The sequence below is a fragment of the Halospeciosus flavus genome, from assembly GCF_029814175.1.
Lineage (GTDB): Archaea > Halobacteriota > Halobacteria > Halobacteriales > Halobacteriaceae > Halospeciosus > Halospeciosus flavus.
Map to the genome: position 1 here is coordinate 469,718 of NZ_CP122312.1, position 24,191 is coordinate 493,908.

The 24,191-nt window shown below is 65.8% G+C and carries 22 protein-coding genes, 1 tRNA gene and 1 pseudogene; 16 read left to right on the top strand and 8 right to left on the bottom strand.

The genetic code is table 11. From position 1 onward, the window contains the following. Nucleotides 1-7 precede the first annotated feature (7 nt). The 6 genes from P0Y33_RS02190 to P0Y33_RS02215 all read left to right on the top strand — a co-directional run bounded on the left by P0Y33_RS02190 (nucleotide 8) and on the right by P0Y33_RS02215 (nucleotide 6,399). Nucleotides 8-646: an adenylate kinase gene (locus P0Y33_RS02190; protein WP_279528934.1), complete on the top strand. Its 639-nt coding sequence runs from the start codon at nucleotides 8-10 to the stop codon at nucleotides 644-646. Nucleotides 647-686: 40 nt separating this feature from the next. Beyond that, nucleotides 687-1,586, top strand: coding sequence for a DUF106 domain-containing protein (locus tag P0Y33_RS02195; RefSeq protein WP_279528935.1), 900 nt, complete (start codon nucleotides 687-689; stop codon nucleotides 1,584-1,586). Nucleotides 1,587-1,724: 138 nt separating this feature from the next. Beyond that, on the top strand, nucleotides 1,725-2,486 hold the full coding sequence (locus tag P0Y33_RS02200) for a helix-turn-helix domain-containing protein (protein WP_279528936.1): 762 nt from the start codon (nucleotides 1,725-1,727) through the stop codon (nucleotides 2,484-2,486). Between the two features lie 76 nt (nucleotides 2,487-2,562). Next, nucleotides 2,563-4,896, top strand: coding sequence for a heavy metal translocating P-type ATPase (locus tag P0Y33_RS02205; RefSeq protein WP_279528937.1), 2,334 nt, complete (start codon nucleotides 2,563-2,565; stop codon nucleotides 4,894-4,896). Nucleotides 4,897-4,948: 52 nt separating this feature from the next. Continuing rightward, entirely contained in the window at nucleotides 4,949-5,527 is a 579-nt protein-coding gene (gene cmk / locus P0Y33_RS02210; RefSeq protein WP_279528938.1) for a (d)CMP kinase, read from the top strand. 2 nt (nucleotides 5,528-5,529) lie between these two features. Next, nucleotides 5,530-6,399, top strand: a complete 870-nt coding sequence (locus P0Y33_RS02215) for an RNA-guided pseudouridylation complex pseudouridine synthase subunit Cbf5 (protein WP_279528939.1) — start codon at nucleotides 5,530-5,532, stop codon at nucleotides 6,397-6,399. A gap of 4 nt (nucleotides 6,400-6,403) precedes the next feature. Here P0Y33_RS02215 and P0Y33_RS02220 read toward each other — a convergent pair whose 3' ends face one another. Continuing rightward, nucleotides 6,404-7,246, bottom strand: a complete 843-nt coding sequence (locus tag P0Y33_RS02220) for a mechanosensitive ion channel family protein (RefSeq protein WP_279528940.1) — start codon at nucleotides 7,244-7,246, stop codon at nucleotides 6,404-6,406. A 113-nt stretch (nucleotides 7,247-7,359) separates the two neighbouring features. On the opposite strand from P0Y33_RS02220, the gene P0Y33_RS02225 reads away from it, so the two are divergent. After that, a tRNA-Pro gene (locus P0Y33_RS02225) sits at nucleotides 7,360-7,432 on the top strand. A gap of 281 nt (nucleotides 7,433-7,713) precedes the next feature. On the opposite strand, the pseudogene P0Y33_RS02230 reads toward P0Y33_RS02225, so the two are convergent. After that, nucleotides 7,714-8,734, bottom strand: a pseudogene (locus tag P0Y33_RS02230) (IS630 family transposase). A gap of 149 nt (nucleotides 8,735-8,883) precedes the next feature. On the opposite strand from P0Y33_RS02230, the gene P0Y33_RS02235 reads away from it, so the two are divergent. Continuing rightward, nucleotides 8,884-9,366, top strand: a complete 483-nt coding sequence (locus tag P0Y33_RS02235) for a pyridoxamine 5'-phosphate oxidase family protein (RefSeq protein WP_279528941.1) — start codon at nucleotides 8,884-8,886, stop codon at nucleotides 9,364-9,366. Between the two features lie 175 nt (nucleotides 9,367-9,541). Here P0Y33_RS02235 and P0Y33_RS02240 read toward each other — a convergent pair whose 3' ends face one another. Continuing rightward, nucleotides 9,542-10,831: an RNA-guided endonuclease InsQ/TnpB family protein gene (locus P0Y33_RS02240; protein WP_279528942.1), complete on the bottom strand. Its 1,290-nt coding sequence runs from the start codon at nucleotides 10,829-10,831 to the stop codon at nucleotides 9,542-9,544. Between the two features lie 195 nt (nucleotides 10,832-11,026). Here P0Y33_RS02240 and P0Y33_RS02245 point away from each other — a divergent pair, with 195 nt between their 5' ends. From P0Y33_RS02245 to P0Y33_RS02255, 3 genes are all read left to right on the top strand, one after another. After that, a complete protein-coding gene (locus P0Y33_RS02245) occupies nucleotides 11,027-11,395 on the top strand; it encodes a hypothetical protein (protein ID WP_279528943.1) in 369 nt (122 codons plus the stop codon). 147 nt (nucleotides 11,396-11,542) lie between these two features. Then, on the top strand, nucleotides 11,543-12,805 hold the full coding sequence (locus P0Y33_RS02250; RefSeq protein ID WP_279528944.1) for an MFS transporter: 1,263 nt from the start codon (nucleotides 11,543-11,545) through the stop codon (nucleotides 12,803-12,805). Nucleotides 12,806-12,923: 118 nt separating this feature from the next. Beyond that, on the top strand, nucleotides 12,924-13,787 hold the full coding sequence (locus P0Y33_RS02255; RefSeq protein ID WP_279528945.1) for a ParA family protein: 864 nt from the start codon (nucleotides 12,924-12,926) through the stop codon (nucleotides 13,785-13,787). Between the two features lie 50 nt (nucleotides 13,788-13,837). Here P0Y33_RS02255 and ilvD read toward each other — a convergent pair whose 3' ends face one another. Together ilvD and P0Y33_RS02265 are read right to left on the bottom strand one after the other, a co-directional pair. Then, nucleotides 13,838-15,601 (bottom strand): dihydroxy-acid dehydratase, encoded by a 1,764-nt coding sequence (gene ilvD / locus P0Y33_RS02260; protein ID WP_328518033.1) that lies wholly within the window; start codon nucleotides 15,599-15,601, stop codon nucleotides 13,838-13,840. 103 nt (nucleotides 15,602-15,704) lie between these two features. Beyond that, on the bottom strand, nucleotides 15,705-16,961 hold the full coding sequence (locus P0Y33_RS02265) for a glycosyltransferase (protein WP_279528946.1): 1,257 nt from the start codon (nucleotides 16,959-16,961) through the stop codon (nucleotides 15,705-15,707). 119 nt (nucleotides 16,962-17,080) lie between these two features. On the opposite strand from P0Y33_RS02265, the gene P0Y33_RS02270 reads away from it, so the two are divergent. The 4 genes from P0Y33_RS02270 to P0Y33_RS02285 all read left to right on the top strand — a co-directional run bounded on the left by P0Y33_RS02270 (nucleotide 17,081) and on the right by P0Y33_RS02285 (nucleotide 19,832). Beyond that, complete coding sequence (locus P0Y33_RS02270) at nucleotides 17,081-18,061, top strand: beta-ribofuranosylaminobenzene 5'-phosphate synthase family protein (protein WP_279528947.1); 981 nt, start codon at nucleotides 17,081-17,083, stop codon at nucleotides 18,059-18,061. A gap of 50 nt (nucleotides 18,062-18,111) precedes the next feature. Next, complete coding sequence (locus P0Y33_RS02275) at nucleotides 18,112-18,948, top strand: RAD55 family ATPase (RefSeq protein ID WP_279528948.1); 837 nt, start codon at nucleotides 18,112-18,114, stop codon at nucleotides 18,946-18,948. A gap of 64 nt (nucleotides 18,949-19,012) precedes the next feature. Further along, entirely contained in the window at nucleotides 19,013-19,453 is a 441-nt protein-coding gene (locus P0Y33_RS02280) for a hypothetical protein (protein ID WP_279528949.1), read from the top strand. Nucleotides 19,454-19,511: 58 nt separating this feature from the next. Further along, nucleotides 19,512-19,832, top strand: coding sequence for a transcription factor S (locus P0Y33_RS02285; protein ID WP_279528950.1), 321 nt, complete (start codon nucleotides 19,512-19,514; stop codon nucleotides 19,830-19,832). A 173-nt stretch (nucleotides 19,833-20,005) separates the two neighbouring features. Here the strand turns inward: P0Y33_RS02285 and P0Y33_RS02290 are convergent, their stop codons facing one another. Further along, on the bottom strand, nucleotides 20,006-20,890 hold the full coding sequence (locus P0Y33_RS02290; protein ID WP_279528951.1) for a ZIP family metal transporter: 885 nt from the start codon (nucleotides 20,888-20,890) through the stop codon (nucleotides 20,006-20,008). 82 nt (nucleotides 20,891-20,972) lie between these two features. Here P0Y33_RS02290 and P0Y33_RS02295 point away from each other — a divergent pair, with 82 nt between their 5' ends. Next, nucleotides 20,973-21,659, top strand: coding sequence for a YqjF family protein (locus P0Y33_RS02295; protein WP_279528952.1), 687 nt, complete (start codon nucleotides 20,973-20,975; stop codon nucleotides 21,657-21,659). A gap of 41 nt (nucleotides 21,660-21,700) precedes the next feature. On the opposite strand, the gene P0Y33_RS02300 is transcribed toward P0Y33_RS02295, so the two are convergent. Next, nucleotides 21,701-22,342 carry a helix-turn-helix domain-containing protein gene (locus tag P0Y33_RS02300; RefSeq protein ID WP_279528953.1) on the bottom strand — a complete coding sequence of 214 codons (642 nt, stop codon included), beginning with the start codon at nucleotides 22,340-22,342 and terminating at the stop codon, nucleotides 21,701-21,703. 50 nt (nucleotides 22,343-22,392) lie between these two features. Beyond that, a complete protein-coding gene (locus P0Y33_RS02305; protein WP_279528954.1) occupies nucleotides 22,393-23,754 on the bottom strand; it encodes a hypothetical protein in 1,362 nt (453 codons plus the stop codon). Nucleotides 23,755-24,191 lie beyond the last annotated feature (437 nt).

The window sequence follows — 24,191 nt, forward strand, 5'->3', positions numbered from 1 at the left end:
CGGAGACATGAGCAATCCGCGAATCCTCATCCTCGGCGCGCCCGGCGCCGGCAAGGGGACGCAGAGCGACAATCTCGTCGAAGAGTACGGTATCGACCACATCACGACGGGCGACGCCCTCCGCGCCAACAAGGACATGGAGACGGAGTACGGCACGCCCCGCGAGTTCATGGAGGCCGGCGAACTCGTCCCCGACCCTGTCGTCAACGAGATTGTCGAGGCGGCCCTCGAAGACGCCGACGGCTTCGTCCTCGACGGCTACCCGCGCAACCTCGACCAGGTCGAGTTCCTCGACGACGCCACCGACCTCGACGTCGTCCTCTACCTCGACGTCTCGAAGGACGAACTCGTCGACCGCCTCACCGGCCGTCGCGTCTGCGACGAGTGTGGCACCAACTACCACGTGAAGTACAACCCGCCCGAGGAGGAAGGCGTCTGCGACCGCTGTGGTGGCGAACTCATCCAGCGCGACGACGACACCGAGGAGACCGCTCGTGAGCGCATCGAAGTGTTCGAGGAGAACACGATGCCGGTCGTCGAGCACTACCGTGAGGAGGGCGTCCTCGAAGAGATCGACGGCGAGCAGTCCCCCGACGAGGTGTGGGCGGACATCAAGGACGTCGTCGACGAGCGCGCGGACCCGTAGTAAAAGGTTGATACGGCACGACTCACTACACTAATCGAGAATGCCACGCACAGCCGAAAAAGTCCGGACCCTCGTCGCCGAGGACCCGGCCATGGAGGACGCCCTCGAGTCCCTCCTCGAAAGCGAGGGGGAGACCATCGAGTGGCGTGACGTGAAAGGCGACCTCACGAGCGGGCAGTGGGGGCGACTCATCGAGAAGGGGATCCTCGAAGAGGCCGGCGACGGGTTCCGGCTCGCCGACCCGGACGCCGTCCGCGAGGGTCTCGAAGGAGAGGGCGCGAGTGGCGTCTCGTCGAGTTCCGATGTCGACCTCCCCGACGACGAGGAGACGTCGTGGTCGAAGTGGGACAAGGGCGCGGCCCTGGTCGCGGTCGGCATGTTCGCGGGCTACTCGTGGGCACCCGCCCGCAACGCCGTCGGGAACGTGATGGACGTCTTCCTCGGCCCGCTCGACTCGCTTTTGCCGTTCTATCTCGTCATCATGGTGCTGGCCGTCATCACCGGCCTCTACTCGACGCTCCTGCAGGCGAACCTGATGAACATGGAGAAGATGGGCGCCTATCAGGAGCGGATGAAGGACATCCAGGAGCGCCAGAAGCAGGCCAAAGAGCAGGGTAACGAGGAAGAACTCGAACGCATCCGCGAGGAGCAGATGGAGGCCATGGGCGACCAACTGGGCATGTTCAAAGAGCAGTTCCGCCCGATGGTCTGGATCATGGTTCTCACCATCCCGGTGTTCCTCTGGATGTACTGGAAGCTCCTTGCCGGGCACATCACCACCGAGGAGATGACGATGGTGTTCCCGCTCGTCGGCGAGGCCACCCTCACGGCGGGGATCATCGGTCCCGTCCAGGCATGGATCGTCTGGTACTTCCTCTGCTCGATGGGCTTCTCGCAGGTCATCCGCAAGGGACTCAACATCCAGACGACCCCGAGCTAACGGCCGACGCCGTTCTTCTCTCGTCTCCTCTTCGGTTCTCCGCTTCGCACTCGCACACAGTTGAACAGTTGTACAATCGTTCAACTGACGTCCAGTTTCGCGTGATACAGTTTTGTCCTCCCGGTCCCTATCGACTGTATGCGCGAACTCGTCTTCTCACTCGACTACGAGACCGGGTGTAACGCGGTCGCGGACACGCTCGCCGCCCACCCCGACGCCCGGGTCCGGTCGCTCTCCCTCCACGCGACCGACGAGCGTCTCTGGCGGGTCGACCACGCGAGCGGGCCGGCCGACGCGCTCGACGCGCTGGCGGCCGCCTTCCGCGACGCCGACTACTACGCCGACTGCCTCGCGACCGCGGACTGCGGTGCCACCCAGACCACCGAGGTCCTCGAACACACCAACGACACGCTCGTCCTCTACTCCCGGTGGCAGCGGACGCCCACCTGTACGTCCGTCCCGCACCTCGCGCGCGACCACCTCGGCGACGGGGTCCTCTTCGAGACACGCCACGAGCAGCGACGCTACACCTGGCGACTCGTCCACGCCGGCACGGGCGACGTCGCGGCGTTCTTCGACGCCCTTGACGCGGCCGTCGGTGACTGCGCCGACCTGGAGATGCTCCGGTCGACGGACACCACGGCGACCCACGACGCCACCGACGCCGCCGACGCGGACGGGACGACGGCGCTCTCCGCGGAACAGGAGGCTGCGCTCCGGGCCGCGGTCGAACACGGCTACTACGAGACGCCGCGGGCACTCGACGTGGGCGACCTCGCCAAGCGCCTCAACGTCCCGCGCTCGACGCTCACGTACCGACTCCGGCGGGCCGAGGAGTACCTGGCGACGCAGTTCGTTGCCCGGGAACCGCCCGTCGGGGACGCCCCGCCGTCGTTCTGAGCGGGGGAGTGGCTTCTCGCCCGAGTTGGAATATTCCAATCAAGGCTTATCGGCTCGCCCCACGTACTCACGGGTAATGAACGAAGACGCGGCAGTCGGCGACGGGGCGAGTGACGGGGGGACGCGAGAACTCTCCGCCCGACTCACCGTCCCGGAGATGGACTGTCCCTCCTGTGCGGGGAAGGTCGAGAGCGGCCTCCAGCGCGTCGACGGCGTCGTGGAGATCGACACCCGACCCACCACGGGGACGGTGACGGTGACCTACGACCCCGACCGGGCCGACCGGGACGACGTCGTCGCGGCCGTCGAGGGCGCGGGTTACGAGGTCGTCGGCGAGACTGACGAGACCGGCGGCGCGGGCGAACCGAGTAGTGAGGGTGTCGACGTCGCGCCGCCGACGGAGGTGTGGACGAGTTCCCGCGCGAAGAAGACGTGGTTCGGTGCGGTCCTCGTCACGCTCGGTCTCCTCTTCGAGTTCGTCCTGACGGGGTCGAACGCGGTCGTAGCGAGCGTCCTCGGCCACCCGTTGACGCTCGCGGACGTCCTCTTCCTCGGCGCGGTCGCCGCCAGCGGCTACCCGGTGGTCCGCGGCGGCTACTACTCCGCACGCAACCGGAGTCTCGACATCGACCTCCTGATGGGCGTCGCCATCCTCGCGGCCACCGGTATCGGCTACTACGTCGAGGCGGCGACGCTCGCGGTGCTGTTCAGTATCGCCGAACTCCTCGAAGACTACGCGATGGACCGGGCGCGCGACTCGCTGCGCGAGTTGATGGAACTCTCGCCCGACGAGGCGACCGTCCGCCGCGAGGGCGAGGAAGTGACCGTCCCCGCCGAGGCGGTCGACGTCGGCGAGACGGTCGTCGTCCGGCCCGGTGAGAAGGTCCCGCTCGACGGCCGGGTCGTGGAGGGTGCGAGCGCGGTCGACGAGTCGCCCATCACCGGCGAGAGCGTCCCGGTCGACAAGTCCGAGGGCGACGAGGTGTTCGCCGGGTCCATCGTCGAGGGCGGCTACCTCGAAGTCGAGGTGACGTCGACCGCCGGCGAGTCGACGCTCTCGCACATCATCGAGATGGTGCAGGGCGCCCAGGAGAAACAGACCGAGAAAGAGCAGTTCGTCGACCGCTTCGCGGGCTACTACACGCCAGTGGTCGTCGTCCTCGCCGTTCTGACTGCCGCCGTCCCGCCACTCGTCCTCGGGTGGCCGTGGGAGACGTGGTTCGTCCGCGGTCTCACGCTGCTGGTCATCGCTTGTCCCTGTGCATTCGTCATCTCGACGCCGGTCTCCGTCGTCTCGGGCATCACGAGCGCCGCGAAGAACGGCGTCCTCGTGAAGGGCGGCAACCACCTCGAAGCGATGGGGCAGGTCGACGCCGTCGCGCTCGACAAGACGGGGACGCTCACGAAGGGCGAACTCGCGTTCACCGACGTCGTCCCGTTCGGCGACGCCGACGAGACCGAGGTGCTCCGCTACGCCGCCGCACTCGAACAGCGCAGCGAACACCCCATCGCCGAGGCGATCCTCGCCCGCGCTGACGAGGCGGGTATCGTCGACCGGCCCACGCCCGCGAACTTCGAGGCGCTGACCGGCGAAGGCATCCGCGCTGACGTGGACGGTGAGACGTACTACGCAGGGAAGCCGGCGCTCTTCGAGGACCTCGGGTTCGACCTCTCGGGTGCGGGACGGGCGACCGACGGCGGCGTCGTGGAAGCACGGGAGGAGCCGGACGCCGACGACGACCACGACGACCACGACCTCGACGACGTGCTCGGCGGTCTCGAACGCGAGGGGAAGACGGTCGTCCTCGTCGGGACCGAGTCGGCACTGTTGGGCGCCGTCGCCATCGCCGATGAGGTACGCCCCGCCTCCCGGCGGGCCGTCGAGCGCCTCCACGAACTCGGCGTCGAGCACGTCGTGATGCTCACCGGCGACAACGAGGGGACGGCGCGGGCCATCGCCGAGCAGGTCGGCGTCGACGACTACCGCGCGGAACTCCTCCCCGACGAGAAGGTCGACGTCGTCCGCGACCTCGAACGGGAGTACGGCGACGTGGCGATGGTCGGCGACGGAATCAACGACGCTCCGGCGCTCGCGACCGCCACGGTCGGCGTCGCGATGGGCGCGGCGGGCACCGACACGGCCATCGAGACCGCCGACATCGCGCTGATGGGCGACGACGTGGGGAAACTGCCGTACCTCTACGCGCTCTCCCACGAGGCGAACGCGGTCATCCGGCAGAACATCTGGACGAGCCTCGGGGTGAAGGCGTTGCTCGCGGTGGGCGTCCCGCTCGGCTACGTGAGCGTCGCGCTCGCGGTCGTCGTCGGCGACATGGGGATGAGTCTCGGGGTCACCGGGAACGCGATGCGCCTCTCGCGAATCGAACCCGAGCGCTTCTTCGAGGAGTAACGCCGCGAGGTCTCTCCGAGCCATTTTTGATTGCCGCGGACGGAGTACTGATATGCTGATTACGATCTCCGGCCCGCCCGGGAGCGGGAAGTCTACTATCGCGACCGGTCTGGCCGACGAGCTCGACTACGAGCACGTCTCCGGCGGCGACATCTTCCGTGCGCTCGCCGACGAGCGCGGCTACTCCCTCGCGGCGTTCAACGAACTCGCCGAGGAGGACGACCAGATCGACCGCGACCTCGACCGCCAACTTCGCGAGACCGCGCGGACCCGCGAGGACACCATCCTGGAATCCCGCCTCTCGGGGTGGATGGCCGGTGAGTACGCCGACCTGAAGATCTGGCTCGGCGCCCCCATCGACGTCCGCGCGGCGCGTATCGCCGAGCGCGAGGACAAGTCCGTCGAGGAAGCCAAAGAGGAGACGCTCGTCCGCGAGGAGAGCGAGAAACAGCGCTACCAGGAGTACTACGGCATCGACTTCGACGACCGCTCCATCTACGACCTCGGCGTGAACACCGCGCGCTGGGACGAGGAGACGACGCTCGCGATGGTGGTCGACGCCGTCGAGAACTACGAGGGCGGGTCCGACGAGGGCGCGTTCCCCATCGAAGACGTCGACTACGACTTCTGACCATGCTCCGTGACGCGCCGGACGACCGCGACCCCGACGCCCTGCTGGAGTTCGGCGTCGTCAACCTCGACAAACCGCCCGGGCCGTCGGCCCACCAGGTGTCGGCGTGGGTCCGCGACATGGCCGACCTGGAGAAGGCCGCCCACGCGGGCACCCTCGACCCGAAGGTGACTGGCTGTCTCCCGACGCTGCTCGGCGACGCCACGCGACTCGCCCCCGCGTTGCTCGAAGGGTACAAGGAGTACGTCGCCGTCCTCGAACTCCACGGCGACCCGCCGACCGACCTCGAAGCCGTCGTCGCCGAGTTCGAGGGCGAGATCTACCAGAAGCCGCCGAAGAAGAGCGCGGTCGCCCGCCGCCTCCGTACGCGCGAGATCTACGACCTCGACGTTCTGGAGGTCGAGGACCGACAGGCACTCCTCCGCATCCGCTGTGAGAGCGGTACCTACGTCCGGAAGCTCTGTCACGACCTCGGCCTCGCGCTCGGGACGGGCGCGCACATGGGCCACCTCCGCCGGACCGCGACCGTCCCGTTCGACGACACCGACCTCGTCACGCTCTACGACCTGAAGGACGCCCTCGTCGAGTACGAGGAGGACGGGAACACGGAGTGGCTCTACGACGTCGTCGACCCGGCCGAGCGCGCACTCTCGCACTTGCCGGGATTGGTCGTCGCACGCAACGCCGCCGAAGAAATCGCGGAGGGCGCACCGGTGTACGCGCCGGGTGTGGTCGAGGCCGACCCCGCCGACCGCGGGGACCTCGTCGCCTGCTACACCCCCGACGGCGCCGCGGTGTGTCTCGGCCGCCTCGTCGGCGACCCCGAGACCGACGAGGGGACCGTCGTCGACCTCGAACGCGTCCTCGTCTGAGTCACTACTTCCCGGCTTCGGTGACGGTGATCGACCCGTCGATCTCCCGCTGGGGCACGGGCATCGTGATGTTCTCCTCCTGGAACCGGGACTTCACGCGTTCAAGGAGTTGGGAGTGGACGCGTGTGGCCTCGCCGTGCTCCGGGAAGTCGACGAGCCAGACGCGTGCGTCGAGTCCGACGGCCGACGAGCCGAGTTCGGACACGCGAACCTCCGGGGCGGGGTCGGAGGCGACCCCGTCGATGGAGCGCGCTTCTTCGAGGATACACTCGCGTGCCGTCTCGATGTCCTCCTGGTAGCCGATACCGAACGAGGCGTGGAGTCGGAGCTTCCCGCTGGACGCCGGATTCACGACGACGTTGTCGGTGAGCTTCGAGTTCGGGACGACGACCGTCTCACCGTCGAACGTCCGGATCTTCGTGACCCGCAGCGACACCGCCTCGACGACGCCGGCGTGCCCGTCCCACTCGATCCACGAACCGACGTCGACGTCCTCGTTGTTCACGAGGAAGAGCCCACTGACGAGGTTACGCAGGATTTCGCGAGCGCCGATACCGGCCGAGAGCGTCGCCGCCGCGAGAACTGCGCCGGTGGCCGTCGGCGTCGCGCTGACGTCGCCCGCCTCCAGTCCGACGGCGATGGCGCCGACCGCGAGCAAGACCGTGTACGTGTCCTCGGCGGCGTCGCACGCGGGTTCGCTGGCCCCGTAGTACCGTAACGCGTTGCCGATGAGTGGCTTCCCGATCGTGTACCCGATCACGAAGGTCACGACCGTGGCGAGCGCCAACTGCACCACTCCCGGCGCCGCCTCGAACCACGCGAGCGTCCGCTGGACGAAGGTGAGCATCGTCTGTGTGTTCGTTTATAGCCAACACAGTCTGAAAAAAGGCCGTGACCACCCCCACCACGACGTCGCCGAAACGAAGCCCTTAATGCTCGGACCCGTCTTCGATTAGTTGCGGGACCGTGGGGTAGCTTGGTATCCTCGGCGGATGGGGTCCGTCGGACTTGAGTTCGAATCTCAGCGGTCCCACTCCCAATTCGAGCGAATCGATGGGTCGATTCGTTCGGTTTTTCGCTGTACTACACTCCGTAGTCGTGGCTGCTTCGCGAGCGGAGAATCGTCGTATCGTGAGGTGGTCGAGTAGCTCGTAGTCGTAGCTGTGAAGTCGTGAGGGAAGGCACCATACAACACTAGTCGTCCTTCCCGTGGCGGCGCATAGAATTGTCCCGTCGTTCCTGTCGTGGATGCCTTTAGGCAGGTAACTTTCGAACTGGCGACACTGTAGAGACATAAAACTCGTCGACTCATACTCACGGACATAAGTACGTAAAGACATCTGGTACGTTGATATCGTCCAGTGCACAGAGAGCAGCATCACGAAGTTCGTCAAGCGTTTCGAATAGGCGGTTGCCGAGTGATTGATCGAGTTGTCGCCAGCACTCTTCCGCGGGGTTCAGCTCTGGTGAACCCCGCGGAAGGTAACACAGTTCGATCGGAGTATCTTCAACGAACTCTTGGACTCTGTTCGCCGTGAAATACGAGGCGTTATCGAGGACAACGCAGATTTTCTCGCCGAACTCTGTCTGGAGTGCATCCAGAAGACGAATCGTCGTGTCGCTGTTGAAGTTTTCCTCGCAGGGGAGAAAGAACGTCTCATCAGTATCGCTGACTGCACCGAGAAGTTTGATGCTGTCCCACGCGCCCGTCACCGGGAGTGACGGGCGCTCACCCTTGGGAAACCATGCGTGAATCAGTGTCGAGAGAACCTGTCGCGTCTGATCAATGGCTAAGATCGTGTATTCGTCGTCCAGGTTGTCGCGCTTTTTTTGAACCCGTCTTGCCATGCTTCCTGTGCTCTCTCATCGGATTTGTGAAACTCCGGCCGGGCTGTCTTCCAGGACAGCCCGGCCTCGGTCATCAATCGTCGAACGTGACGCTCACAGTACTCAACGTCGAATTCCTCGGCGAGATAGTGACGAGCAGTGGAACAGACCACGCAGGCGCGTCAAGTCCAACTTCCTCTGGAGACTTGTGAAGCGCTTCAACGAACTGTTCATGCTCTTTGTCGGAGAGTTTTGAGGGCCTTCCTGAACGGTGTTCGTCGTAGACGACCTCCTCGAACGGCTCGTCGGCGAGCCGTTCGAGTCGATCAAGCCACCGCGAGAGCCAGCCAGCAGTGTATCCATAGCGTTCAGCGACCTCTTGTAGCGTCGCACCGTCTTCTTCAAGGTAATTGATCGCCGCCATGAGCCGTTGTGACGGCTTTTTTCCCTCGACCTCCGCCAAGACCTGGCGGAGGTCTTCGGTAGAGACGTTGTCGAGAGAGGTCATATCGGAGTAACGTACTCTTCTTTGAAGTATTTTTGGCTGACAGTATCAACCAATATTCGTCGACCGAGCAATTACGGTTCTTGCAACTCACACCTCGGTTGATGCGTGCTGGCAAGGACAGTTTTATATTCTTGATTTGAAGGTCGAGTATGCTCAGTATGAAAAGAGACGAGATCGGCGCTTTCCTCAAGAGACACGAGACTGGAATCCTCTCAACTTGTTCGGAGGGAGAAGCATACGGAATACCGGAGTCATTTGGATATCGTAATGGTCGGCTCTACCTCCAGTTAGCTATGCCGTCGGATAGTCGTAAGCGAGAGTTTCTTGCAGAAACCGAGACTGTCTCTTTCACTATCTGTGAAGCGACTTCTTCGAAAGATTTTGCGAGCGTCATTATCCAGGGAACGGTTCATCAACTCCCTCACGATGGCAAAGCAGCAGACCTCGCGTTAGCAGAGAATGATCAGTTCCCCTCATCAGAGGTCTTCCCAATGACTGAAGAGGAGTCTATCGAAGCATACGAACTCAAAGCCGAGAAGATAACTGGTAGGAAGGGCCCGAATTTTGAGATCGGTACCGCGACAGCAGAGATACCAGTGGTAGCGAACGACGAAGAAGCGAACTCTGAGTGAATGCTTGTCCGTAGTCTTCTCGAATAGCATTGCTGTCAGACTCCTGCCAACTGTTCTCTCTAACCTCGTGGTATTCGACTCTACACTGACTCTCGGACAGTCGCGGTGGGACAAGTATTGCTTGGGGATACCACGCAATGGTCACCAATCTTCAGATATTGTGAACTACCCCGCCCTACTCAGCAACACTACGTGTTGCTTCCTTGAGGGCGAGGCTTCCTGTTTCAACGACGCGACTTGCATCCACGACGATGGACGAATCCCTACCATCGGTGGACACAGCGGTCGCAGTCTCCGCAGGCGTGTCTTCGGAGTGAACCACTCCTAGTTTGGCGAGTCCTCGTGAGAGAACATTCAACGACGCATTCCAGTCCCGATCGAGTTCGAATCCGCACGCTGGGCATGAATGCTCTCGAACCCACAGCGGTTTCCGTGTTTCAACGCCACAGGACGCGCATTCCTTGGTTGTCCCACGCGGGTTAACACTCACGACGTGACAGCCGTTCTTCTCGCCGTGATGTTCGAGAATCGTGATGAAATCACGCCAGCCAACCTCGGCTGTATTCCGAGCATTGTGGGAAGATTCAAGCATTCCCTTGACATTGAGGTTCTCGACGAACACCGCATCGTACTGGGTCGTATAGAAGTGCGCGAGCTTGTGCTTGTAATCGTGCTTCTTGTTCGACATCCGGGCGTGGACGTCTGCGACGCGACGGCGTTGCTGTTCCCAGTTGTTCGACTCGTAGTCCTTACGCGAGAGCAAGCGTTGCTCGCGTTCGAGCCGCTCGCGGTCGTCTGAAAGGTCAAGACGCCCGATCGATCGCCCGTCCGAGTCATGAATGAAGTTCAACACACCGAGGTCGAGACCTACCGTATCATCGGGATCGACGTCCTCAACGGCGGGTTTCTCGGGGGTGTCCGTCTCGATGCAGAAGCTGACGTACCACGCTCCGGTTGGCTCTTTCTTCAGGGTCACCTCTTTGATTGTTTCGTGGTCTGGAAGGTCTCGGTGGAGGCGAATCGGGATCTCGCGGGTCTCTCCTTTAAGTTTCTTGAGTACGAGGAGTCCTCGTCCGTTCGGGCCACTCTTGGTGTCGAGTTCGAAGCCCGATTGCCGGTAGGTGAAACTCCTGTACTCACGCGGTTTCTTCCAGTTTAACGACCCCACGTCGTAGCCCTTAGCCTTGAGTTTCCCGAGGTTCTGGATGTTATCGCGAATCCGCTCAACGGCTTTCTGAAGGACCGTCGAATAGACCCGTGTGAGGTCAGTCCACCAGTCTTTGAGTGTGGGGAGTTGGTCTCGAACTATCCAGACACGTTGGCGGAGCGTGCCCGCGTCTTCGGGTATTTGGTGGAATTCGTGGAGGGCGTGGTTGTAGAGTTGTCGCACGGTGTTTCGCGTCCAGTCCATCGCGTCGCGTTGCTCCGTGGTGGGGAACAAGCGGAAGCGTGGACTATACTTCATGCGACGTACCAAAGCGTACGAATTTCGGTGTATTAGTGGTACTGATTCGCGTGTTTGTGACTCGGGCAGGCGCTGTATCTCGCCCTACTCGCTCACTCCCGTTCGCTCCTTGAGGACGGGGGCTTAGCGCCCTCTTTTTCAGCTAAATGGGGGAGCACGGGTAGAAAGAATGTAAAGTCGAAGTACCAGAGGCTAATGGATGTATTAGAGGAGCGAGTCGGCGAGTCGCTTCGCGCAATCTGCTCGTACGACGAGAGTGGGTACGAGATCCACTACATCCGAGAAGATATTCGAGAGACGAACTTCGAGGAGCGGACCGAGACGATGACGCGACGAGCGCGGGACTGGAGACCTCTGGAGGACGAAGGGGGACCGTTAGGCGAGCGTCGAGCGACTCTCGAACTCTGGGATGAATCCCTCTTTATCCACCTCCCAGAGGACGAAACACGTGGTCTACTATTTGCAGTCGAACCGGAGGTCGGACGGAAACTCACTGGATTCGTCGAGGAGTGCTGGACCGCCTTGGAGAATCCCTCTGAATCCGCGTATATAGCTGTACAGTAGCGTCTCACCAGCCAACTCTTCCTGAAGAATTGTACGGGGAGCACTGCAGAGGCAGAAACGGGAGTCCCTCACGGATTCGCACGCACCAAACACCCACACGGTGCCGCAACCCCACCATTGACGCCCCTGCCGGTCCACCCACGAACCGTGTCGACGTCGCGTCTCCGCTACGCCCTCCTCGGACTCGGGTCGCTCGCCTACACCGCGCTGATGTTCGTCTGGTTCTCCGTACCGGCGTGGCTCGCCGCCCTGAGCGCCGACTTTGGGTTGACGAGTACGCAGGCCGGATTGCTCACCGGGGCGGTCCCGCTCACGTACGTCCCCGTCGCGCTGTTCTCCGGGGTGGTGACCGACTACGTCGGGCCGTACCGGGCCATCGGTACGGGCCTCCTGCTGTTTGGCGGTGCGCAGGTCGGCCGCGCCGCCGCGGACACCTTCCCCGTCCTGCTCGCGCTGACCGTCGTCGTGGGGTTCGGTGCGACGACCATCACGTTCGGCCTGCCGAAGCTCGTCTCCGAGATCTTCCCACCCGAGGAGTCGGGGACGCCCTCGTCGGTGTACGTCGTCGGGTCGCTGGCCGGGACCGCCGCCGCGTTCAGCCTCGGGCGCGGCGTGCTCGGCCCCGCGCTCGGCGGGTGGCGACCGCTGTTCTACTACACCGGACTCGCGGTGCTCGCCTACGCCGTGCTCTGGTGGGTCGTCGTCCGGTGGGCGCCGCTCGAGGAGGTTCGTCACCGCGAGCCGACGGGCGAGAGCGAAGGCGAAGACGAGGGCGAAGGCGAAGGTGCGACGACCGACGAGGACGAGGCGGTCCTCTCCGTCGCGTCGCTGCGGCGGGACGTCGGCCGGGTGTTCGCGAGTCCGTCGATGCGCCTGCTGGTCGTCGTCGGCGTCGTCTACCTCCTCGTCGTCCACGGGTTGCAGAACTGGCTCGCGACGGTTCTCCAGTCGCGAGGCGTCGACCCGACGCTCGCGGCGATGCTGGTGAGCGGGTTCGTCGCCGCCGAGGCCGTCGGGACGCTCGCCGTGCCCACGCTCTCGGACCGCCTCGGTGAACGCGGGACGGTCGTCGCTGGCTGTGCCGCGCTCTGCTTCGCCGGGACGGCGACGCTCCTCGTCCCCGGCGTCCCGCTCGCAGTCCCGGTCGTCGGCGCGCTCGCGGTCGGACTCGGCGTGGGCGGCATCTCGCCGCTCGTACGGATGGTCCCGGCCGAACTCGACGAGATCGGCCCCGAACTCACCGGGACGGCCGTCGGACTCGTCTTCGCCGTCGGCGAACTCGGCGGCTTCCTCGGCCCGTTCCTCGTCGGCGTCCTCTACGACCTCACGGGCACCTACGCCGCGGGGCTCGGCGTCATCTGCGTCGGCTGTCTCGCGGCCGTCCTCGCCGGCCACCGCCTGCCCGTGTGAATCCGGGGTCGCCAGGAATTTTCGAACCTGTCGTGGTGTGCAATTATTAAGTCGTCGGGCATCGACGTTCGAGACGACGCCGCGCCGAATCCGACCGACCGCTCCCCCTACACACTACATGACTGAGCCACGAGCCGTGAGCGTCGCCCTGCAGAAGGGTGGCGTCGGAAAGACGACCATCGCGATCAACGTCGCCGAGCGCCTGTCGAGTCGTGGGAACGACGTGCTCCTCGTCGACCTCGACCAGCAGGGCAACGCGACCGAAGGTATCGGTCTCGAAGACGCCTACACCGCAGACGACCACATCGGTGACGTCCTCGACGACGGGGACGGCGTCGACGTCCACGACGTCATTCGCGAGACGGAGTGGTTCGACGTCGTCCCGGCCCACGAGAACCTCCGGAGCGTCGAGACCTCCATCCGGAACGCGACGTTCGGCGAGTTGCGTGTCCGCAACGAGATCGTCGAACCGCTCCTCGGAGCGGAGTACGACTACGTCGTCGTCGACACCGCGCCGAAGATCGGCCCGCTCTCGGACTCCTCGCTCATCGCGACGGGCAACGTCATCGTCCCGATGCTCCCCTCCGAGCCGAGCATCAGCGGGTTCGAGCGTATGGTCGAACAGCAACTCGACCCGCTCCGGCGGGAGATCGACCTCGACGTGCTCGCGGTCGTGCCCAACCGCCTCGAAGGCGACAACGAGGAGAAACGCGTGATGGCCGCCATCGAGGAGTCCGACTTCGGCGACCGCGTCCCGATGTTCGGGCGGACCGACGAGTACGAACACGACTACCCGCCCGGCCCGGGCATCCGCAAGCGCATCGCCTTCCGGCGGGCCTGGCGCGACGGCGTCCCGCTCGCCGAACACGCCCCGCAGAACGACATGGTCAAGCGCCTCGACGAACTCGCCGCCATCGTCGAAGCCGGCGAGATCGGGGTGCGGACCGAGGACCCGTTCCCCGAACCGGACCCGTATCGCTGACGCGACCGCCGCGGTCGCGTTCTCGCGCGTTCTCCCGCGTTCGGCGTTCGTCAGTCGTCGCGCTTGACCGCCGGGTTCGTCACGGCGCCGTTGGCCGCCGACCCGAAGAGGTCGCCGTACTTCCGGAGGACGCCGCCCGCGTAGTTCGGTTCGGGTTCCTCCCAGTCGGCGAGGCGCTCGTTGATCTCGTGTTGGTCCAGGTCGACGGAGAGTTCGCGGTTCGGAATGTCGACCGTGACGAAGTCACCCTCTTCGAGCGCGGCGATGGGCCCGCCGGCGGCGGCCTCGGGTGCGACGTGGCCAATCATCGGGCCGCGGGTCGCGCCGGAGAAGCGGCCGTCGGTGAGGAGTGCGACGTCGTCCTCGTGGCCGGCGCCGACGACCGCCGCGGTGACGCCGAGCATCTCGCGCATGCCGGGACCACCCTGTGGCCCCTCGTTGCGGATGACGATGACGTCGCCGGAGGAGATCTCGCCGCTCTGGACGTACTCCATCGCGTCCTCCTCGTTCTCGAAGATGCGGGCCGGTCCCTGGTGGAAGAGTTCGTCGTCGCCGGTGACCTTCAGGACGGAGCCGTCGGGCGCGAGGTTCCCCGTAAGGATCTTGATGGCGCCCTCCTCGTGTTTCGGCTCGTCGACGGTGTAGAGGAAGTCCGCCTCGATCTCGTCGTCGTCCGGCAGGTCGAGTTCCTCGAGTTCCTCTTCGATGGTGCGACCCGTGACCGTCTTCGCGTCGCCGTGGAAGTACCCGCCTTCGAGCAGGCGGCGGATGACGACCGGGACGCCGCCGACCTCGTGGAGGTCGTTCATCACGCGCTCGCCGCCGGGCTGGAGGTTGGCGATCTTGGGTGTACGATTCGAGATTTCGTCGAAGTCTTCGATGTCGAGGTCGACGCCCGCCTCGGCGGCGAGTGCGAGCAGGTGGAGGACGCCGTTGGTCGACCCGCCGAGGGCGACCTGGAGGGCGATGGCGTTCTCGAAGGACTTGCGATCGAGGATCTCGGAGGGGGTGCGGTCGTTCTCGACGGCGTCGAGGACGAGTTCGCCCGCGCGCTCGGCGACCTCGTAGCGCTCGTCGGTCTCGGCGGGCGCGCTGGCGCTGCCGAGGGGGGCGAGACCGAGCGCCTCGCTGATGGAGGCCATCGTGTTCGCGGTGAACATCCCGCCACACGACCCCGCGCCGGGGCAGGCGTTGCACTCCATCTCCGCAAGTTCGTCCTCGCTCATCTTGCCCGAGGAGACCGCGCCGACGCCCTCGAAGACGTTCTGGACGGTGATCTCGCGGCCCTCGTGCTCGCCGGGCATGATGGACCCGCCGTAGAGGAAGACGGTGGGGAGGTCGGTGCGGATAGCGGCCATCATCATGCCGGGGAGGTTCTTGTCACAGCCCGCGACGGTGACGAGCGCGTCCATGCGCTCGCCGAAGGAGACGAGTTCGACGGAGTCGGCGATGACCTCCCGCGAGACGAGCGAGGCCTTCATCCCCTCGGTCCCCATCGAGATGGCGTCGGAGATGGTGATGGTGCCGAACTCGATGGGCATACCGCCCGCCGCGTCGACGCCGTCGTAGGCGGACTGCGCGACGTCGTCGAGGTGGACGTTACACGGCGTGATGTCGGCGGCGGGGTTCGCGATGCCGACCATCGGCGAGGAGAAGTCCTCGTCGTCGTAGCCCATCGCGCGGAACATCGCCCGGTGGGGGGCGCGTTCGGGTCCCTCGGTGACCTCGTTGGAGGGGAGGTCTGGGTCCTTGTCGTGGCGCATCTGGACGGGTTTCTCGTCTCCGTCCTCGGTCGGTTCCTGTTGCTTGCTCATAGCACGGAGGTTAGTTTGCAGCGGCTTAAGTTTCTTCCATACGACAGGGGTGCCGTGGCCTGCCCGTCCGCCCCGCTGGTGGCGGGTGGCGTCGAATCCCCGTCTAGTCGCCCTTCGCGGTCTCGCCGTCGCCGGCGCCCTTCTCGACGGCGAACCACTCGCCCTCGAAGTCGAAGCAGTACTCGGCGATGGCCTTCGTCGTGATGAGGCTGAAGAAGGGGAGGACGAGCGGGGTGAGGACGAACCACGCGCCAAGGTCGCGGTCGTCGGCGAGGCGGACGCCGAGGGCGACGAGGTAGATGGCCACGAGCGGGAGCACCGCGACGTGGGGCTTCCCGAGTTCGATGAGGACGAGCGCCTTCGGGACGAGCGAGACGAGGAAGGCCGCGCCGCCGACGCTCATGACGCCGACGGCGAGCGAGAGGTAGTAGCGATGGTCGTCGGCGTTCTCGGGGAGTTCGGTAAGGAGGCGGTGGAGGACCTGCGTGTTGCCGGTCATCCAGCGTTTGCGCTGGCCCCACCAGTCGCGCAGGGTGTGGGCGGCCTCCTCGTCGACGACGGTGGTGTAGCGCATCTTCACGTCGACGCGGTTCAGGTAACACCGGTGGGCGAAGTCGTAGTCCTCCGAGACCATCTCGGGGTCGTAGCCGCCGACGGTGTCGATGGCGTCGCGGGAGAAGACGAGCGCCTTGCTCGTCGCCATCCGGAAGCCCGTGAGCGCGTAGAGGAGTTGGCGGAAGCAGTGGCCGAACAGTGTGAACTCGTCGTAGGCGAGCGATTCGACGTGGCCGTCCGGACGGGGGACGAAGCGGGCCTGCACGACGTCGTCCGCGCGGAGGTGGCCCGTCACCTCGTCGAAGAAGCCACTGCGGATGGACTGATCGGCGTCGAACACGCCGAAGTAGTCGGTGTCGGCCCGTTCGACGGCGGCGTTCACGCCGCCGGCCTTCGACCCCGGTCGGGGATTGACGAGCACCTCGACGGTCGCGTACTCCTCGGCGAACCCCTCGGCCGTCTCCCGTCCCTCGGGGTCGTCGGGTTCGCAGACGACGACGACGTCGACGGGGTGGTCGGCCGTCGCGAGCGACTCCACGCTGTGGTGGAGGACGGCCGCGTCCTCGTAGGTCGGGACGATGGCCGTCACCCGCTCGTCGAGCGGATCGGGCGAGGGTTCGACGAACTTCCGGGCGAAGAGCACGCCCGAGACGAGGACGAACGCCGTGAACGAGGTGTACGCGAAGACGGCTTCGTGGACGCCGAGCAGCGGGAGCGTCCCGAACCCGGAGAGGTACCCCGAGACGAGGAGCGCCACGACGGCGACGACGAACGCGGCCCACGCGACCCACCGGTTCTGCACCATTATCGAAGACGGGGCGTACAGCCGTTTAGAGCCATCGCCTCGTGGTCGCACACGCGCAGACGCGACGCGGTATTGCCACCGCCGAAACCCCCTAACGGTGGCGCCACGTCCTCTCGGATATGTCCTGTCGCGTCGAGAGCACCGCCCGACTCCACTTCGGGTTCGGCAACCTCTCGCTGGCCCACGACCGCCTCTACGGGAGTCTGGGCGTGACACTCGACGAGCCACGGGTCGTCGTCGAGGCCGACCCCGCCGACGACCACGCGGGCGTCGACTGCGAGCACGAGGACGCCCGCGAGTACGCCGAGCGCGCGGTCGACCTCCTCGACGTGGACGGCGCGCGGGTCCGCGTCCGCGAGGAACTCCCGCGTCACGTCGGACTCGGGAGCGGGACCCAACTCGCGTTGACGACGTTCACGGCTGTCGCGGGCGCACACGGCCTCGACCCGGACGTCCGGGCGTACGCACCCCGACTCGGTCGTGGCGGCCGGAGCGGAATCGGCGTCGCCGGCTTCGAGTCGGGTGGGTTCGTCGTCGACGCGGGCCACCCGACCGAGCGCTTCACCACCGAGCGCCCGCCCACCGGCGAGTGGTCGGTCCCGCCGGTCGCCGCCCACCACGACGTCCCCGAGGCGTGGCGGTTCCTCGTCGTCGTCCCCGACGCCGAACCGGGCCGCCACGACGCGGACGAGGAGGCGAGCATGCGGTCGGTCGTGGAGTCGGCCGATTCGAGCGTCGCCGACCGCATCGCCGGTACCGTCTTCCGGCGCGTCCTCCCCGCGGTCGCGACCGGCGACCACACCGCCTTCGGCGCGGGCGTCGAAGAGGTCGGCCGCCTCAACGGCCGCTGGTACGCCGACGCGCAGGGCGGTGTCTACCGCCCGCCCGCGGGCGAACTCGTCGAACACCTCTCGACACGGCCCGCCGTCGCCGGGGCCGGGCAGTCCTCGTGGGGGCCGGCCGTCTACGGCGTGACCGACGCCGATCACGCCGACGAGGCCCGCGAGGCCGCCCACGAGGCACTCGCCGCCGCGGGCGTCGACGGCGACGTCTTCGTCGCCGGCCCGCGCAACCACGGCGCGACGGTCGACCACGAATAGACGGCTAGCGAACCCCAACCTGTAAGCGCCCACCACGCGAGACCCCCAGTATGGAACGGATTCCGTTCGGCATCTCCCGGCTGGACAAACAGATCGGGGGTGGGGCTCCGAAGGGGAGTCTCGTCCTCCTCGTCGGCGAGGAGGGCGCCGGCGCGCGGGAGTTTCTCTACACGAGTGCGACGATGAACGGGCTCGCGCACAACGACCCCGACCTCTTCGACCTCCACTACGGGTCGATCGGGAAGGAAGCGGCGCTCCCCGAGTCGGTCCACTACGTCTCGTTCACGCAGAGCGAGACGCAACTCCAGAACGAGATCGGACTCACGATCGACGACGAAATCCGCGAGGCCGGTCTCGACCCGGTGAGCTTCGTCGACCTCTCGCCGGAGTACTTCCGGTTGAGTCCGGTCCCGCGGGAGTGGTACGCCGGCGAACACCGCGCGGTGACCGACATCGGGAAGGACGCCTCCCGACGTGACGTCATCGAGACGTTCGCCGACTACCTCGACGCCAACGCCCCGGGGAACCTCGTGGCGGTCGACTCGCTGTCCGACCTCGTCGAGTCGAACTTGAGCGACATGCCTTGGAGCGACGTCGTCATGCTCCTCAAGGGACTCCGTCGGGCCGTCCACGACTGGGACGCACTCGTCCTCATGCACGTCAGCCGCGAGGCGCTCACCGACACCCAACTCGGCGACCTGATGACCGCGGTCGACGGCACCATCCAGTTCGAGTGGGAGACCGGCGGCAACGAGCGCGTCCGGACGATGTACGTCCGCGTCTTCCGCGGCGTCCTCTCACAACTCGAAGAGGAGGACATCATCCGCTTCGAGACGGAGATCCACGAGGCGGGCTTCGACATCAGCAACGTCCGAAAGATCCGATGATGACCGAGACCCACACGGAACCACGGCAGTTCGAGTCGACGAGCGCCCAATTCGGTGATCGACCATGAGCGACGAGAGCGAGGACACCGACGACGAACGCGACCGCGACCGCGGGGAGACTGGACTCGACGCCGAACGCGACGCCGACGTCGAAATCGACGCTGACGCGGACTCGAACGCGGATACGGCCGGGGACGAAGCGGGAGAGGATACTCCCTTCGAGCAACAGGAGTACGAGGAAGTCGACGTCGACGAGGTGCTGAGAGGACCGGTGGACGGCGACGCCGACTCGGAGACCGAGCCAGAGTCCGCGCCGGAGACCGACGAGTCCGAAGAAGCCGCGGTGAACGTCATCGAGAGCCGCATCTGTCACAACTGCCCCTACTTCGGCGAGCCACCGGAACTCCACTGCACCCACGAGGGGACCCAGATTCGCGAGGTGGTCGACACCGACCACTACGTCGTCGTCGACTGCCCGGTCGTCGTCGAGGAACTCGAGTTCTAGTCCCGTCCGCACGCCCGCGTGGCGGGGGATTTTTCGGGAGCAACCCGCTAGGAGGAGTATGCAATTCTGCGAGGAGTGTGGCTCGATGATGAAGTCGGAGGACGGGAAGATGGTCTGTTCGTCCTGCGGTCACGTCGAGACCAAAGACGAGTCGCTGGCCGCCGAGTTCGTCAGCACGGAAGAACAGGACACCTCGGACGTCATCGAGACCGCCGAGGACGCCAACTTCGAGGGGAAGCCGAAGGCCGACGTGAAGTGCCCGGAGTGCGACAACGACGAGGCGTGGTACACCATCAAGCAGACCGGTTCGGCCGACGAACCGCCGACGCGCTTCTTCAAGTGTACCGAGTGTGGCGCGCGCTGGCGCGAGTACAACTGAGACCGAGCGACGCTTCTCTCCGCACCCGCCGGTTGCTGAGGTACAAGTAGGAGGACGGAACCAGACAGTCCGTAACCTGAGAAAGGCCACGGACGTGAGCACTCGGTGAGTGCGGCATCGGCGTCCGTGGGTGAAGACGGAGACAGCGACGACGAAGGCGCCGCCTGACAGCCCTACGCCCCGCCGAGCACCAGCCACACGGTGAAGACGGCCGCTCCGCCGAGGACCGTACTCCCGACGGCGTGGATACGGAGGCGGTCGAGAACCTCGTGAGCGTCGCCGTCGGTCTTCACGACCTCGTGGACCTCGCTGCCGATCTCACAGCGCGGGAGGAAGTCCATCGCGACGTGGAGGAAGATGCCCGCGGCGAAGCCGAAGACGAGCGCGCGGACGAGCGGCGTCGAGAGGAACGACTGGACGGCCGGTCCGAGGAGCGCGACGCCGAGCGCCGCGAGGCCGACGGCCGCGGCCGGGAGGAGCAACATCGCCGGCGTGCGACCGTTGCGGACGAGCCGTCGCGCGGCGGCGTAGCCGGCCGGTCCCTTGTGCGAGACGATGGCCAACCCGAGCAGCGGCCCGAGTTCGGGCATGCCGGTGTAGACGACGCCGATGATGAGGCCCGCCGTGAGCGCGTGGGCCGTGATGGCCGCCGCGGTGTTGTCGAGCGGCAGGTCGCGGTGGGCGAGGCGGTGGCCAACGGTGTGGCCGGCGAAGCCAGTGACGACACCGGCGGCGATGCCGAAGCCGCCGAACGCCGGGTGGTGGCCGATGGCTCCCGGGACGATGAACGCCGCGGCGCTCGTGATCATCGCCCCGCTGGCGAGCCCGTAGCCCCAGACGAGTCCGCCGGCGTGCTCGACGCTCCCGCGTTTCCCGAGGACGGCCCCGCTCACCATCGCGACGAAGGCGACCCACGAGATGCCGAGGAGCTTCACGCCGACGCCGGCCGCCACCGCCAGTCCCGAGAGGACGACGAGCGCGAGTACGCTCGCCCACCCGAGGTGGAGGGCACGCCGGCCCTCGGCGGTGTCGACCGACTGATCGAGTGTATCCGTCATCTGGTTAATAACCAATCTGCCAGTGTTAATAACCGTATCGATGGGCCACCAGCGAGAAGGGGGCCTCACCCCGACACACGATATGCGCGTACTCTCGATGGACTGGCGGGACGTCCTCGTGGCGTCCTGGCCGGTCGACCCCGCAGTCGTCGCCGACACCCTCCCCGACCGACTCGACGTGGACACCTTCGACGATCGGGCGTACCTCTCGGTCGTCCCGTTCGTCATGGAGAACGTCCGGCCGTACGGGTTCCCTCGTGCCGTCGGCCCGTCCTTCGGCGAGTTGAACCTCCGGACCTACGTCGAGACGCCGGACGGTGGGGCGGGAATCTACTTCTACAACCTCGACGCCGACGACCGAATCGGTGTCACGCTCGCACGGACTCTCTTTCGGCTCCCTTACTACCGCGCGGAGATGGACGTCGACCGGCGCGGCGAGTCCGTCGACTTCCGGAGCGAACGCGTCCACTCCGGTGTGCGTCCACTCGAATTCGACGCGACCTACGAACCCGTCGGAGAGCCTTCACGCCCCGAGTCGGGGAGTCTGGAGGAGTTCCTCCTGGAGCGCTACGCCTTCTACACGGAAGGGCGAGACACCCTCTGGCGTGGCGACGTCGAACACGAGCGGTGGCCGCTGGCCGACGCGTCACTCGACGTCCGTGAGAACGAGATCTTCCGGGCGAACGGCTTCGACCACCCGGAGCGCGACGCCCACCTCACCTACAGTCCGGGCGTCGACGTCGACGCGCACTTCCTCCGGCGAGTCTGAGTCCGTTGGTTCGTCCGGTACGGTCCAGCCGAGTCACGCACTCACCGCAGCGTGTTCTCGACGAGGGCGGCGTGTGCGCGGCGCAGGCGCTCGGAGAGGGACTGGTCGGAGATGTCGAGCGTCTCGGCGAGTTCGACCGTCGTCGTCGACCGTGGGATGTCGTAGTAACCGGAGTCGAGGGCGGCCACGAGGGTGTCGCGTTGGCTCTCGGTGAGTCCGTGAGCGGACGTGCCGTCCGGGTCCGGTTGATAGAGGCTGGTCACGTCGAGGTCGATTCCCACCTCCCGACACCGGTCGTTGAAGGTCGAGAGAGCACTCTGGTCGGGGAACCGCGCCTCGAACTCCCAGGTGTCGCGGTCACCCGACGCCTGCAAGAGCGAGATCCCGCCGTCGACCTCGGACAGTGTGCGGGTGACGCCGTCCGGGACCTCGTCCCAGGTGATGCGGTAGAGCCGTCGGTCGTCGAACTCGTCGACGACGGTGACGTCCGACGCGCCCTCCGAGCGGAGGGCGTCCTCGAAGCGTCTGTACTCGGCGTCCGTCGCGTGCACCCATACGTAGGGAAGGGCGCCGTCGGAGAGCGGGACGACTCGGTCGAGTTCCGCCGTCGCGTCACCCGCCGGAAGTGCTCGCCCGAACGGAATGTCTCCCCCCGAAGTGGTGAACGTCAGAATGACGCTCATACCTCTGCGTATTGGTGGGGGGACGATAAGCCTGTCCTGTCACCACACGCTCACAGACCGAGTCGGTCGGCGTACCGGTCGAGGAGGTCGCTGGGTGTGGTGTCGTGGAAGTCGATACGGTACCGGACGCGGACGATCGGCGCCGAGACGTCGACCTGCTCACCGAGGTCGTGTGGGGTCCCCGCGACGACGACGTCCGGGTCGACCCCCTCGATGGTCTGTTCGAGTTCCCGGATCTGTTCGTCGCTGTAGCCCATCGCCGGCAGGACGTGCTCGAGGTGCGGGTAGTTCTCGAACACGTCGGCGATCGACCCGACGGCGGCGTCCCGCGGGTCGAGGAGTTCGGCAGCGTTGTACTTGCGCGCGGCGACGGTCCCCGCGCCGTAGTCGGCGTCGCCGTGGGTGAGCGTCGGGCCGTCCTCGACCACGAGGACGTCTCTCCCCTCGATGGCCTCGGGGTCTTCGACCGTGACGACGGAGTCGGCGTGGTAGACGTCGGCGTCGCGGTTCGCCTCGTGGACGCGGGCGACGACCTCCGTCACCTGCTCGCGAGACGCGCTGTTCTCCTTGTTGACGACGACGGCGTCCGCCCGGCGGAGGTTCGTTTCCCCGGGGTGGGAGGTGTCGGTGTCGTCGGCGCGCAGCGGATCCGCGAGCACGAAGTGGAGGTCCGGGTCGGCGAACGGGAGTTCGTTGTTCCCGCCGTCCCAGACGACGACGTCGCCCTCCGCGGCCGCGCGTTCGAAGATCTCGGGATAGTCGACGCCCGCGTAGACGACGTGCCCGCGTTCGATGTGCTGTTCGTACTCTTCGCGCTCCTCGATGGTGACGTCCGCGGCGTCGAGGTCGTCGAACGTCTCGAAGCGCTGGACCGCGTTCGCGGCGAGGTCCTCGGCGTACGGCATCGGCTCGCGGACGACGACCGCTTCCAGCCCGCGGTCGTGAAGTTCCTCCGCGAGCGCGCGTGAGAGTTGGGACTTCCCACAGCCCGTCCGGACGGCGTCGACGGCGAGGACAGGTGCGTCGACTTCGACCTCGATGTCCTCGGGGCCGAGGAGCCGGAAGTTCGCGCCCGAGGCCATCGCCCGCGACGCCTGGTGCATCACGTCCTCGTGGGAGACGTCGGAGTAGGAGAAGACGACTTCGTCGGCGTCGTACTCGTCGACGACTCGCTCCAGGTCGGATTCGGGTTCGATGGGGATGTCCGCGTCGTGGTGGGGGCCGGCGAGTTCGGCGGGGAAGACGTCGTGGCCGCCGTCGCGGGTCTCGCCGAGGTTCTGCCCACCGTGTTGTGTGAAGGCGACCACCCGGTAACTCGGGTCGTCGCGGAACACCGTGATGAAGTCGTGGAAGTCGCGGCCGAACGCGCCCATGATGACCACGCGCGTCACTTCCACTTCGTCCTCGTTCATGGACCGGTGTAGGACCCGGCCCCATTTCACTCCGGGGGCGGGGAGTGGGAGGTTCGGAACGAGCGACCAGCGGGAGCGAGTGAGAACCTCCGGAACACGAGCGGGAACGAACGGAGTGAGTGACACGCGAGACGGGATTCGGAACGACCGAAGGGGGTGAGAATCCCGGTAATGCGAGCGGGACCGAACGTCGCGACGGCCCGTGATCCGCTGGGACGAGTGAGACTCTCCAGAAAGTGCCTCACCGACGTCCACGTTTCTCAGCTATCGGCGGTGTTGTCGAGATATACCGCCAGTTGCCGAGATATGCCGGCCATATCTCGACTCTCGGATGACGGTGTAGAGATATGGTCGCGATAACTGAAAAACGCAGGACGGCGTCGACGGCTCGGGACGACGTGGCCGTGGCTACGACGCGGGAAAATGTGGAGGAAGGG